The following is a 12,723-nucleotide window of genomic DNA, read 5'->3' on the forward strand; positions in this document are numbered from 1 at the left end:
CGCTACACAAAACTAATCCCCCAATACCTTGCTTATACGGTAAACTACCTGCGTTTTTGCATCAGGATAGCGTCTATGAACCACTCCCTTAAGCCCTGGAATACCTTTGGCATTCAACGGAATGCTAAAAAGATTGTACGTGCCGATACCGCACAGCAGTTGCTGAATGCATGGCAAAGCGCAACAGAAAATAACGAACCCGTACTGATTCTGGGCGAAGGAAGTAATGTCCTGTTTCTCGACGATTTTGCGGGAACAGTAATCATTAACCGCATCATGGGCATTGATGTGGAAGAGCGCGCCGATAGCTGGCACATTCACGTGGGGGCCGGTGAAAACTGGCATCATCTGGTGCAGTTTACCCTCGACAAAGGGATGCCGGGTCTGGAAAACCTTGCGCTGATCCCCGGCTGCGCCGGATCGTCACCCATTCAAAACATCGGTGCCTATGGCATCGAACTGAAACATGTCTGTGAGTATGTCGACTGTATCGAACTGGCGACCGGAACGGCCCAGCGTTTAACCGCAGAAGAGTGCCGTTTTGGCTATCGTGACAGTATCTTCAAACATGAATATCAGGATCGCTACGTCATTGTCGCCGTGGGCCTGCGTCTGTCTAAGCGCTGGCAGCCCGTGTTGACCTACGGTGATTTAACGCGTCTCGATCCGGAAACCGTTACCCCTCGCGACGTTTTTGACTCGGTTTGCCATATGCGGATGACCAAACTTCCCGATCCCAAAGTAAACGGCAATGCCGGAAGCTTCTTCAAAAACCCGGTGATTAGCAGCGAAAGGGCAAAAGTCTTCCTTGAAGGATGGCCAACAGCGCCACATTACCCTCAGGCGGACGGCAGCGTGAAGCTTGCTGCGGGATGGCTTATCGATCAATGCCAGTTAAAAGGCACGACAGTCGGCGGCGCTGCCGTTCACCGACAGCAGGCTCTGGTACTGATTAATCAATGTGATGCGACCAGCGATGATGTGGTTCAGCTGGCACATCATGTCCGTGAGCGTGTGGGCGAGAAATTTAACGTCTGGCTGGAGCCGGAAGTGCGCTTTATCGGGTGCACAGGCGAAGTCAATGCCGTGGAGGCCATCGCGTGAAGGACAATACCATCCCCTTAACCCTGATTGGCATTCTTGCCGACGGTGAGTTTCATTCTGGCGAGCAATTGGGCGAACAGCTGGGCATGAGCCGTGCCGGCATCAATAAGCATATTCAGACGTTGCGCGACTGGGGTGTCGATGTCTTCACGGTACCAGGAAAAGGCTACAGCCTGCCGGAACCGATTCAACTGTTGAATGAAGAACTGATTCGCAGCCAGATTGGACACGGCAATGTGGCGGTGCTACCCGTGATTGATTCGACGAACCAGTATCTTCTGGATCGTCTGCCTGAGCTGAAATCCGGCGATGCCTGTGTTGCTGAGTATCAGCAGGCCGGGCGTGGCCGTCGCGGTCGCAAATGGTTCTCACCGTTTGGCGCGAACCTTTATCTCTCCATGTACTGGCGTCTGGAGCAGGGGCCTGCCGCTGCCATTGGCCTGAGTCTGGTTATCGGCATTGTCATGGCGGAAGTGCTGCACGATCTGGGGGCGGATAACGTACGCGTGAAGTGGCCTAACGATCTCTACCTCAACGATCGAAAACTGGCCGGTATCCTGGTTGAACTGACGGGGAAAACCGGCGATGCGGCGCAAATTGTCATTGGCGCGGGCCTCAATATGGTGATGCGCAACGTCCAGAGTGATGTGGTGAACCAGGCCTGGACTAACCTCCAGGAGGCGGGCATCGTCATCGATCGCAACACCCTCGCCGTGCGTATGATTAAAGAGTTGCGCAGTTCACTCACGCTTTTTGAGCAGGAAGGGCTGGCTCCGTTCCTGTCGCGTTGGGAAAAGCTGGATAACTTCATCAACCGCCCGGTGAAATTGCTGATTGGCGATAAAGAGATCTACGGTACTTCCCGCGGTATTGATGCGCAGGGGGCGTTGCTTCTGGAGCAGGATGGCGCAATCAAGCCCTGGGTGGGCGGTGAGATTTCCCTGCGAAGTGCCGAGTAACCGGACGGAGTCAATGATGCGAAAACCCGTCTGCGCGACGCTGGCTGTCATGATGAGTGTACTGTTCTCGCCTCTCTCGCAGGCGGGGCAGGCCTGGGAAAGTTACAAGGCACGCTTTTTCAAACCGGAAGGCCGCATTGTCGATACCGGCAATGGCGGTGTTTCGCATACGGAAGGTCAGGGTTTCGCCATGCTGATGGCGGTGGCCAATGACGATAAAGCCACGTTCGATAAGCTCTGGCAATGGACGGACAGCCAGCTGAAGAACAAAGAGAATGGTCTCTTTTACTGGCGTTACAACCCCGCAGAGTCCAACCCTATTGCCGACAAAAACAACGCCGCAGACGGCGATGTGCTGATCGCCTGGGCGTTATTAAAAGCCGATGCTCGCTGGCATGACAAGCGTTACAGCACCGCATCGGATGCCATTACAAAAGCACTGATTGACCACAGTGTAATCCGCTATGCGGGTTACCGCGTGATGCTGCCCGGCGTCCAGGGATTTAAGCCTGAGGGTGAAGTGATCCTTAATCCGTCTTATTTCGTGTTTCCGGCCTGGCAGGACTTTGCCGCGCGCAGTCATTTACCGATCTGGCATGAGTTGATGAAGGACGGGAAACGCCTGCTGGGGAAAATGGGTTCGGGTAAAGCGAATCTGCCCCCTGACTGGGTTTCACTGACATCAGGTGGCAAGCTGGCACCGGCCCAGGGCTGGCCACCGCGGATGAGCTACGATGCGATTCGTATTCCGCTGTACGTTGCCTGGTCTGATAAACAAAGCCCGTTGCTGACGCCGTGGAAAGCCTGGTTCGGTCAGTTTCCCCGGGAACAAACGCCCGCCTGGGTGAACGTCACGACCAACGACTATGCGCCCTATATGATGGAAGGCGGTCTGCTGGCGGTACGCGATTTAACGATGGGACAGTCTTCCGGAGAACCCGAAATCACCTCTAAAGACGACTACTATTCGGCAAGTCTGAAAATGCTGGTGTGGATCTCAGCGCAATAATAACGCACCGACTATCCCCTCTCCCCTGTGGGGAGAGGGTTAGGGTGAGGGGCCTTACTGCGGATACGGTACCCAATCCCCGCCGTTCAGACGAACGTACGGTTTGTTCTGATACTGAATCACTACCGCGTTAGCGTTCTCGGAAACTTCTGCCGTTTGCGGCAGGTTACTGGTGAGCTGATCCCAGTTCACGCTATCCTCGACAAACAGCTTGCCGTCCACCGCACGGGCAACCAGTTCTGAAATCGCCAGATAGCTACCTGGCTGGGTGATCTCAATCGGCGCGCCCTGGTGTGGTGCCTTCATACCAAAGAATTTAATGCCAGCAGGCACGTTGGTAATGGACGGGCTTGGGATATCACGCAGGCCCGACACCTGCATTCTGTCGCCTTTCAGCGCGCCACCGTGTTCAGGGACGACCACCACCATCACTTTTCGGCCGGATTTTTCCAGCTCCGTAAAGAACGCGTCCAGCTCGTCAAAGAATTTTTGCGCACGCACTTTATAGTCTGCCGTTTTGCTCACGCCCGGGAAGTGGTTACCGTCGTGAAGCGGCAGGGTGTTAAAGAACGTCGCACTGCGCGGATTACTGTCTTTTTCGATGGTCTGCAGCCAGCGCTGAAGTACGGCGGTATCGTCATAAACGGGCGAGCCGTCGAAGCCCAGCAGAGAGACCGGAAGACCCGTTTGATCCATCAACGGCGCCTGCATGCCACCCTGTTCGCGCACCTCTTTCAGGAAGTTGCCGAACTGGCCGTTATGCCCCAGCATCAGATGCTGCGTAAAGCCCAGTTTGGCGAGGTTATCGAACAGATAACACTGGTTGCCGGCGGGTTGATACAGGTTTTTATGCGATGTCTGACCGCAGCTTGCACGCAGCAGGCGGATCGCCGCCGGGCCGCTGTATGAGGTGGCCGAATTGAAATCTTTAAACTGAATGTCGAAATGCGACCACAGCGGATGCGACATCAAACCTGCGGCATCCACGTCGGCCCAGGAGAGAGAGCAGATGTTGATCACCAGCAGTTCGAACGGCTGAGCATCTGCCGGCAGCGCGTCCGGGAATTTCGTCTGACGCTTATCTTCCGCAGTATAGAAACTGGAGAGCCAGGCATTGAGGTTTGTGGAGGTCGGCGGTGCGGTCTGGGTTGGGATATCCCCCACGACAGGCGTATTGCCAGCCGTCGTGACGGTTGCCGCCGCGCTTCCCCCTGTGGTGGTCACCGTGGTGGTGGGTTGACCGGCAGGCCACAGCGAAAAGTTTGGCCCTGCCAACGTCAGCACGTTAAGCCAGATCATAATCGCCACGACAAACACCGTGACGCGGACCCACTGTGACAGGAACAGCCAGGCAACCAGCAGCACAAATACCGCGCCAATCATCTGCCAGTTAATAAAACGCTCGATCAGGTCGAGGACATAGCTGGCGCTAAACCCCGCCACCTGCGAGCCCTGGCTCATAATACTGTCCGGCCCCGGTAGCCAGGTATCATGCCAGAACAGCGCAAAGCCGACAGGAATGGCTACCCAGTGGCGTAAACGATGCAGCCTGATATTCGGCAGAGGCATCAGCAGGAAGGCCATAAACACCAGGTTGAGAAGAGGATGGAAATTCAGATAGCCTGCCCACAGCAGACCAAACTTCACCAGAAAGTAGAAGTTCCAGCCGGAAAGGCCGCGCCAGTATTGCCAGAGCGGCGAAGGTGACGAAGCGGTATAGGTTGAATTAGTCATGTTTTCGGTCTGCCTTGACGTGTGATGCCCGTGTCAGTGTTCCGGCTGGTTTAACGTGGCGAGGTTTTATAAACAACACTCTGGCCGTATCACGGATACGACGTATGGAATGGCGTGCGTAGTAGCCAAGCGGGAAAAAGATCAGCGCACAGACTATAACCAGTTGAATGATATCGCTGATATTCATAGTGCGTTCTCCGCGTTGTCTGTTAATAAGCGAAGAGGCTCCGGCACCCGTCGCCAGACATGTCCATCATGTCTGGCATTGAGGATCGGTTTCGCATCGCTCGTGATAGCGAGCGGTTTAGCCCATTGTTCTGGCTGGAGCGCACGCATCTGCACCAGTTCCGCGCTGATGGCATTATCTTCGAACCAAATCATACGGTTCGAGAAGATATCACCGGTCGGCAGGGGGAAGATGTGGTTAAGCGCAGTATCAAGATCGTTTATCCGGCAGAAGGACAAAAACAGCATCAGGCGATTATCGCCGATGGTCATGATGTCCCCTGTACGGTTCGGGCGGCATAAGGTGAGAGCCTGTTCAACGCGAATACCCGGTACAGGACGCAGGGCAACCATGACCCCTTTTCCGTCAGCAGGAAGAAGCGTGTTGCTCATCATGTTGCCGACGGCATCGCAGAAGGTATCCCATTTTTGGTATCCACGCAGTTTCATCGGCTGGGTCATGGAGAGCAGCGTGGAAATCTCTTCCGGTACATGGCGGCTAAACTGCTGACCCTGCACGCTTTCGATAAGCGTCAGGCAGCGTGACAGCGGCGCATTCCAGGGGATAACCATATTCGCGCCGCAGCCCAGAAGCAGGCGCTCATCGGTGGCGCGCAGGCTGGTATTGTTTTCACGCACGATAATTTTCAACGCGCTTCCGCGCTGGCGGCGTAAGGTATGGATCTGTCTTGCCAGCGTCTCAATCTGGTTATTTTGCATCAACGAGAAAATAAGGGTTGCCGCCTGGGTTGTGCGGGCTTCATGGAAAAGGGCTTCGTTAGAGTCAAACAGGGACCAGTTTTCCGAAAGAGCAGGGGCACCCTCCAGGACCGCGATATGGCTCAGGATACGTTTTTCATCGCTGCGCGGCTGAACCACGGTCTCTTCCTGCTGCGCCAGGTGCCACTTGCCCTCGATATGTTTCAGAGTAAGTTGTTGCCTGGCACTCACCCCTTTTTCATTACACCAGAAAGCAATATCGTAGAGATAGCTGCCCACCTGGTCACGAACGCTTGCCAGACCGAACAGGGAGCGATATTCGCCCATTAACAATGAGAACAGCTTGTCATTATTACTGCCGGGATTAACGACCAATAGCGTGCAATTTTGAAATTTTGCCCATTTATTGATTTTTTCCAGCCACGGCAGCAGCTTTTCCGCAGGAATATTTTGCAGGACGTTATTTGCACATTTGAGAATCACCAGATAGTGATCCGGATCAATAGTGCACTGAACATCGCGGGACAAAAAGTATAGACTATCGGCTTCCGGTTTCATGGAAAATAATCGCACCGTCTGGGGGCCGCGATCGCTTTCAAGCGTGATAATCTTCTTCGGATCGTCACCCATGCTAATGACGGCCACGCGGGAATCCTTATCCTGAGCAGCAATTGTCTGGTTTACCAGAGTGATAGCATCTTCATTGCGGTCCGTATTAATCCACCAGACTCCTCCGACTGGCATGTGGCTCAATTCGTCCCATAATGACTGGATGCCAATAGAAAATATGGAGTCCACGGTGTCCCTCTTTTCGTCTAATTTATCTGTATCTCAGTTTACTAGCGAAAGCGTAGAAATAAACCTAACATTGAAATTAAAGAACATCAGATTTAGCATGTAAATGAAATTTGTCCGGGCAGGGAGCCCCGCAACTTCTGAGCGTGCGATTTTCCTCAAAGGGATGGAAAAAGAATGGATAATAATGAACCCGGAACCCCAGTCGACTCGACGCTGGGTTACACATTCCAAAACGATTTTCTGGCGCTGACGCAGGCCTTTTCTTTACCTGAAATAGATTACACCGATATTTCCCAGCGGGAACAGTTGGCTGCGGCTATTAAACGTTGGCCGTTGTTAGCTGAATTTGCCCATCAACAATAAGGGAGCCATTGATGGCCATACTCGGATTACAGGGTGTCCGTGGCGGTGTGGGTACCACATCTGTTACCGCGGCGCTGGCGTGGTCATTACAGCTTTTAGGTGAATCGGTGCTGGTTATTGACGCCTGCGCCGATAATTTGCTGCGTATGTCGTTTAACGTCGACTTTACTCGCGAAGAGGGCTGGGCCCGGGCGCTGCTTGATGATAAAGACTGGCGGGATGCCGGTATGCGCTATACCTCCCAGCTCGATTTGCTGCCGTTTGGTCAACTCACCACCACGGAACGCGAGAATGAAGCCGCCTATCAGCGCCTGTTTTCACAGTTCACGCTGGCGCTGCAAAGTCTGAAAGAAAAGGGGCATTACCGGTGGATCCTGCTGGATCTGCCGCACGGCGCCGGCACGCTGACCCGACAGCTTATCGCACAGTGCGATCACGTCCTCTCCATCGTCAATGTCGATGCGAATTGCCACATCCGCTTGCATCAGCAGGGTTTACCTCAGAATGCGCATATCCTGATTAACGATTTACGCATTGGCAGCCAGATCCAGGACGATCTGTATCAGGTGTGGCTGCAAAGCCAGCGTCGTCTGCTACCTATTGTCATCCATCGTGATGAAGGAATGGCTGAATGCCTTGCGTCCAAGCAACCGCTCGGCGAGTACCGCAGCGATTCGCTGGCGGCAGAAGAGATCCTGACGCTGGCTAACTGGTGTCTGCTGAACTTCGCCAAAGGGGCGGAGCCTGCAGGGAGTTCTGTATGAGTCGACTCGCCAGCTGGTTACTCATCCCGCCGGTCAGTTCGCGTTTGAGCGAAAACTACCGGCATTTTCGCCGGCATGGTGCTTCGGCATTCAGCGCCGCGCTCGGCTGTTTCTGGATGATCCTGGCCTGGACGTTCATTCCGCTCGAACACCCGCGCTGGCAGCGCATTCGCGCACGACACAGTGAGCTATATCCCCACATCAATCCCAACCGCCCGCGGCCACTGGACCCGGCGCGTTACCTCATTCAGGCGCTCTGGCTGGCGGTCACATCATCCCGCAACGAGAAAATAACGCCGCACTGGCGCAGTTTCTCCCGCGTGCAACAGCTACGCGAACGCTACCACCAGTGGCTGGACAGACTGCCCAACAGCGTGACCGATAAGACCAGCCATCTGGATAACCATAAAGAGCTCGGGCATCTCCACCCGGGCTTGCGGCGTTTTATTCTCGGCGTCATCGTCGTGTTCTCGCTCATTCTGGCGCTGGTCTGTATTACGCAGCCCTTTAACCCGCTGGCGCAGTTCACCTTCCTGATCCTGCTGTGGGGCGTGGCGCTGCTGGTTCGCCGTATTCCAGGTCGCTTCTCGGCGCTGATGCTGATTGTGTTGTCGTTGACCGTCTCCTGTCGCTACATCTGGTGGCGTTATACCTCAACCCTTAACTGGGACGATCCGGTCAGTCTGGTGTGCGGCCTGGTGCTGCTTTTTGCCGAAACCTACGCCTGGATTGTGCTGGTGCTGGGCTATTTCCAGGTGATTTGGCCGCTCAACCGCCAGCCGGTTCCGCTGCCAAAAGACACCACGCAGTGGCCGACCGTTGATCTCTTCGTCCCGACCTATAACGAAGATCTGAGCGTGGTAAAAAACACCATTTATGCCGCGCTGGGCATCGACTGGCCGAAAGATAAGCTCAAAGTCTGGATCCTCGACGACGGCAATCGTCCGGCGTTTCGTCAGTTCGCCGAGGAGGTGGGCGTCGAGTACATCGCCCGGCCGACTCACGAGCACGCTAAAGCCGGGAACATCAACAACGCGCTGAAGTATGCCACTGGGGAGTTTGTCTCGATCTTTGACTGCGACCACGTGCCGACGCGCTCGTTCCTGCAGATGACCATGGGCTGGTTCCTGAAAGAGAAAGAGCTGGCGATGATGCAGACGCCGCACCACTTCTTCTCGCCGGACCCGTTTGAACGTAACCTGGGTCGCTTCCGTAAAACCCCGAACGAAGGCACGCTGTTCTATGGCCTGGTGCAGGACGGTAACGACATGTGGGATGCCACCTTCTTCTGCGGCTCCTGCGCCGTTATCCGCCGTAAACCGCTGGATGAAATTGGTGGCATTGCCGTGGAAACGGTCACCGAAGATGCGCACACCTCTCTGCGCCTGCACCGTCGCGGCTATACCTCTGCCTATATGCGCATTCCTCAGGCTGCCGGTCTGGCAACGGAGTCACTGTCGGCGCACATCGGTCAGCGTATTCGCTGGGCCCGCGGCATGGTGCAGATATTCCGTCTTGATAACCCACTGATAGGAAAAGGCCTGAAGCTGGCGCAACGTCTTTGCTACGTCAACGCCATGTTCCACTTCTTATCCGGTATCCCGCGGCTGATCTTCCTGACCGCGCCGCTGGCCTTCCTGCTCCTTCACGCTTATATCATCTACGCTCCTGCGCTGATGATTGCGCTGTTTGTTCTGCCGCACATGATCCACGCGAGCCTGACGAACTCGAAGATTCAGGGTAAATACCGCCACTCCTTCTGGAGTGAAATTTACGAAACGGTGCTGGCCTGGTACATCGCACCGCCGACGATGGTGGCGCTGATTAATCCGCATAAAGGTAAATTCAACGTCACCGCGAAGGGCGGTCTGGTGGAAGAGGAGTACGTCGACTGGGTGATCTCCCGTCCGTATATCTTCCTGGTGCTGCTGAATATTGTGGGCGTCATCGCCGGTATCTGGCGTTACTTCTATGGTCCGGAAAACGAGATCCTGACGGTATTCGTGAGTATGGCCTGGGTCTTCTACAACCTGATTATCCTCGGTGGCGCGGTGGCGGTATCTGTGGAGAGCAAACAGGTTCGCCGTGCGCATCGCGTGGAAATCTGCATGCCGGCGGCCATTGCCCGTGAAGATGGACATCTTTTCTCCTGTACCGTGCACGACTTCTCTGACGGTGGTCTGGGGATCAAAATCAACGGTCAGGCCAAGGTGCTGGAAGGGCAAAAAGTTAACCTGCTGCTTAAACGCGGCCAGCAGGAGTATGTCTTCCCGACACAGGTCGTTCGTGTGACGGGCGATGAAGTGGGTCTGCAGCTGATGCCGTTGACCAAAAAGCAACATATTGATTTTGTGCAGTGTACGTTTGCCCGCGCGGATACGTGGGCTCTCTGGCAGGACAGCTTCCCGGAAGATAAACCTCTGGAAAGCCTGCTGGATATTCTGAAGCTGGGGTTCCGTGGCTATCGTCACCTTGCAGAATTTGCCCCGTCGTCGGTGAAATTAATTTTCCGGTCACTTACTTCGCTGGTTTCCTGGGTCGTGTCGTTCATTCCTCGTCGTCCTGGGCGGGATGAGGCGAAGCAGGCGGACCCGGTTATGGCTCAACAATGATGATAACGCGATGAAAACAAAACTTTCCTGGTTATGTGCAGTGGCAATGGGGATGAGTACCCTCCCCGCAACAATGGCTAACGCAGCTCCTGATAACGCAGCGGCAACGCCTGCGCCAATGGTGCCTGTCGTCGCGCAGGCAACCGATCCGGTTGTCACTGCGGCACCCGGCCAGACAGAAAACATCATTCCGAACCAGCCAACGGAGGGGAACACCCTGCCGGCAGGCAGCCAGGTCGTCGGACAGGTGATGCCGGGCGTCCGGGGAGCGAATGCCCCTGTCGTCGCGGAGAATGCCCCGTCACGGGACGTAAAGCTCACCTTCGCACAGATTGCGCCGCCTCCGGGCAGCATGGTGCTGCGCGGTATCAACCCGAACGGCGGCATTGAATTTGGCATGCGCAGCGACGAGGTCGTCTCTAATGCGGTGCTGAATCTGGAATACACACCGTCGCCATCACTGTTGCCGACACAGTCTCAGCTGAAGGTCTACCTGAATGATGAGCTGATGGACGTTCTGCCGGTCACGAAAGAGCAACTGGGTAAGAAAACGCAGGCTCAGGTGCCAATCAACCCACTGTTCATCACCGACTTTAACCGTATCCGCCTGGAGTTTGTCGGTCACTACCGCGATGTCTGCGAAAACCCTGCCAGCAACACGCTGTGGATGGACGTCGGGCGTAACTCCTCGCTGCAGATGACCTACCAGTCGCTGGCGCTGAAAAACGATCTCTCGGCTTTCCCGGTTCCGTTCTTTGATCCTCGGGATAACCGTCCGCTCACCCTGCCGGTGGTATTTGCGGCGTCTCCGGACGTCACGGAACAGCTGGCGGCCACCATTGTGGCGTCCTGGTTTGGTTCCCGTGCGGGCTGGCGTGGCCAGAGCTTCCCGGCGATGTATGACAAACTGCCGGACCGAAATGCGATTGTCTTTGCGACCAACGCGAAACGTCCGGCCTTCCTGCGCGATCACCCGGACGTTAAAGCGCCGACCGTAGAGATGATGAGCCACCCGGACAATCCGTACGTGAAGCTGCTGGTGGTCTTTGGTCGTGACGATAAAGATCTGGTTCAGGCAGCAAAAGCGATTGCCCAGGGCAACATCCTGTTCCGTGGCAACAGCGTGGTGGTGGATGAGGTCAAGCCGCTGCTGGCGCGTAAACCTTATGATGCGCCAAACTGGGTGCGTACCGACCGTGCGGTCACCTTTGGCGAGCTGAAAACCTATGAAGAACAGCTGCAGGCGACGGGGCTTGAGCCTGCGCCGATCAGCCTGTCACTGAATCTGCCGCCGGATCTGTACCTGCTGCGTACCAACGGCATTGATATCAACCTCAACTACCGTTATACCGCGCCAGCCACGAAAGACAGCTCGCGCATGGATATCAGCCTGAACAACCAGTTCCTGCAGTCGTTCAGCCTGCAAAGCACGCAGGATACCAACCGCCTGATGCTTCGCCTGCCGGTGTTGCAGGGGCTGCTGGACGGTAAAACGGATGTCTCGATCCCGGCGCTGAAGCTTGGCGCGATCAACCAGCTGCGCTTTGATTTCCAGTACATGAACCCGATGCCTGGCGGCTCGGTGGAAAACTGCATTACCTTCCAGCCGGTTCAGAACCACGTGGTGATTGGCGATGAGTCGACCATCGACTTCTCGAAGTACTACCACTTCCTGGCGATGCCGGATCTGCGCGCCTTTGCCAATGCGGGCTTCCCGTTCAGCCGCATGGCCGATCTCTCTGAATCGATTGTTGTGATGCCAAAAACGCCAAACGAAGGGCAGGTGACTACCCTGCTGGACACCATGGCAACCGTGGGTGGTCAGACAGGATTACCGGCGATTAACGTCACGTTGACGGATGATGGTAGCCAGATTCAGAACAAAGACGCGGATATCATGGTGATCGGTACCATTCCGGACAAGCTGAAGGATGACAAACGCATCGATCTGCTGGTGAAAGCGGCCCAGTCCTGGGTCAACACGCCGCTGCGCCAGACTGAATTCCCGAGCATTATGCCGGATGTTAACGACCGTCAGGCCAGCGCGCAGACGACCGTAACGTCTCAGGGGGCAATGGCCGCGGTGGTGGGCTTCCAGTCACCTTACAACGACCAGCGTAGCGTGGTGGCTCTGCTGGCAGACAGCCCGCGCGGGTATGAACTGCTCAATACTGCCATGAACGACAGCGGTAAACGTGCTGCAATGTTCGGTTCCGTCTCCGTCATCCGTGAGTCGGGCGTGAATAGCCTGCGTGTTGGTGATGTGTACTACGTCGGCCATCTGCCGTGGTTCGAACGCCTGTGGTATGCGCTGTCTAACCATCCGGTTCTGCTGGCTATCCTGGCGGCGGTCAGTGTGGTCTTGCTGGCCTGGGTGTTGTGGCGTCTGCTGCGCATCATCAGTCGTCGTCGTCTGAACCCGGATGAGTAAGATG

Annotated in this window: 10 protein-coding genes; 7 read left to right on the forward strand and 3 right to left on the reverse strand. The window is 55.5% G+C overall.

Going from position 1 to position 12,723, the window contains the following annotated elements:
- The first annotated feature begins 75 nt into the window (after positions 1–75).
- Genes murB through EKN83_RS21965 form a run of 3 tightly spaced genes read left to right on the forward strand, consistent with a single transcriptional unit; the run spans position 76 to position 3,072 of the window.
- The gene (gene murB, locus EKN83_RS21955) at positions 76–1,104 is read left to right on the forward strand and encodes a UDP-N-acetylmuramate dehydrogenase (protein ID WP_126801698.1); all 1,029 of its coding nucleotides are present in this window, start codon (positions 76–78) and stop codon (positions 1,102–1,104) included.
- The gene (gene birA, locus EKN83_RS21960) at positions 1,101–2,063 is read left to right on the forward strand and encodes a bifunctional biotin--[acetyl-CoA-carboxylase] ligase/biotin operon repressor BirA (protein ID WP_025760406.1); all 963 of its coding nucleotides are present in this window, start codon (positions 1,101–1,103) and stop codon (positions 2,061–2,063) included. Before murB ends, birA begins: the two co-directional genes overlap by 4 nt.
- Positions 2,064–2,079: 16 nt before the next feature.
- A complete protein-coding gene (locus tag EKN83_RS21965; RefSeq protein WP_126801706.1) occupies positions 2,080–3,072 on the forward strand; it encodes a glycosyl hydrolase family 8 in 993 nt (330 codons plus the stop codon).
- A 54-nt stretch (positions 3,073–3,126) separates the two neighbouring features.
- Here EKN83_RS21965 and bcsG read toward each other — a convergent pair whose 3' ends face one another.
- From bcsG to bcsE, 3 genes are read right to left on the reverse strand one after another with little or no spacing between them, the layout of a single operon-like run.
- Positions 3,127–4,806: a cellulose biosynthesis protein BcsG gene (gene bcsG / locus EKN83_RS21970; protein ID WP_095450739.1), complete on the reverse strand. Its 1,680-nt coding sequence runs from the start codon at positions 4,804–4,806 to the stop codon at positions 3,127–3,129.
- On the reverse strand, positions 4,799–4,993 hold the full coding sequence (gene bcsF, locus EKN83_RS21975) for a cellulose biosynthesis protein BcsF (protein ID WP_025759457.1): 195 nt from the start codon (positions 4,991–4,993) through the stop codon (positions 4,799–4,801). The genes bcsG and bcsF overlap by 8 nt, the downstream gene beginning before the upstream one ends.
- On the reverse strand, positions 4,990–6,549 hold the full coding sequence (gene bcsE / locus EKN83_RS21980) for a cellulose biosynthesis c-di-GMP-binding protein BcsE (protein ID WP_126801699.1): 1,560 nt from the start codon (positions 6,547–6,549) through the stop codon (positions 4,990–4,992). The genes bcsF and bcsE overlap by 4 nt, the downstream gene beginning before the upstream one ends.
- 174 nt (positions 6,550–6,723) lie before the next feature.
- Between bcsE and bcsR the strand changes: the two genes are divergently transcribed.
- The 4 genes from bcsR to bcsB are packed head-to-tail and all read left to right on the forward strand — an operon-like array spanning position 6,724 to position 12,719.
- Entirely contained in the window at positions 6,724–6,912 is a 189-nt protein-coding gene (gene bcsR, locus EKN83_RS21985; protein WP_008503237.1) for a cellulose biosynthesis protein BcsR, read from the forward strand.
- Positions 6,913–6,923: 11 nt separating this feature from the next.
- Positions 6,924–7,676 (forward strand): cellulose biosynthesis protein BcsQ, encoded by a 753-nt coding sequence (bcsQ, locus tag EKN83_RS21990; RefSeq protein WP_025759454.1) that lies wholly within the window; start codon positions 6,924–6,926, stop codon positions 7,674–7,676.
- Positions 7,673–10,288, forward strand: coding sequence for a UDP-forming cellulose synthase catalytic subunit (gene bcsA / locus EKN83_RS21995; RefSeq protein ID WP_059386121.1), 2,616 nt, complete (start codon positions 7,673–7,675; stop codon positions 10,286–10,288). The genes bcsQ and bcsA overlap by 4 nt, the downstream gene beginning before the upstream one ends.
- 10 nt (positions 10,289–10,298) lie before the next feature.
- The gene (gene bcsB, locus EKN83_RS22000; protein WP_126801700.1) at positions 10,299–12,719 is read left to right on the forward strand and encodes a cellulose biosynthesis cyclic di-GMP-binding regulatory protein BcsB; all 2,421 of its coding nucleotides are present in this window, start codon (positions 10,299–10,301) and stop codon (positions 12,717–12,719) included.
- Positions 12,720–12,723: the final 4 nt, after the last annotated feature.

The sequence above is a fragment of the Enterobacter sp. WCHEn090032 genome, from assembly GCF_003986875.1.
GTDB classification, from domain to species: Bacteria; Pseudomonadota; Gammaproteobacteria; order Enterobacterales; family Enterobacteriaceae; genus Enterobacter; species Enterobacter sichuanensis.

Coding starts and splice junctions, on each gene's coding strand:
- murB (WP_126801698.1), top strand. CDS start 76: ATGAACCACTCCCTTAAGCCCTGGAATACCTTTGGCATTCAACGGAAT.
- EKN83_RS21965 (WP_126801706.1), top strand. CDS start 2,080: ATGCGAAAACCCGTCTGCGCGACGCTGGCTGTCATGATGAGTGTACTG.
- bcsG (WP_095450739.1), bottom strand. CDS start 4,806: ATGACTAATTCAACCTATACCGCTTCGTCACCTTCGCCGCTCTGGCAA.
- bcsF (WP_025759457.1), bottom strand. CDS start 4,993: ATGAATATCAGCGATATCATTCAACTGGTTATAGTCTGTGCGCTGATC.
- bcsR (WP_008503237.1), top strand. CDS start 6,724: ATGGATAATAATGAACCCGGAACCCCAGTCGACTCGACGCTGGGTTAC.
- bcsQ (WP_025759454.1), top strand. CDS start 6,924: ATGGCCATACTCGGATTACAGGGTGTCCGTGGCGGTGTGGGTACCACA.
- bcsA (WP_059386121.1), top strand. CDS start 7,673: ATGAGTCGACTCGCCAGCTGGTTACTCATCCCGCCGGTCAGTTCGCGT.
- bcsB (WP_126801700.1), top strand. CDS start 10,299: ATGAAAACAAAACTTTCCTGGTTATGTGCAGTGGCAATGGGGATGAGT.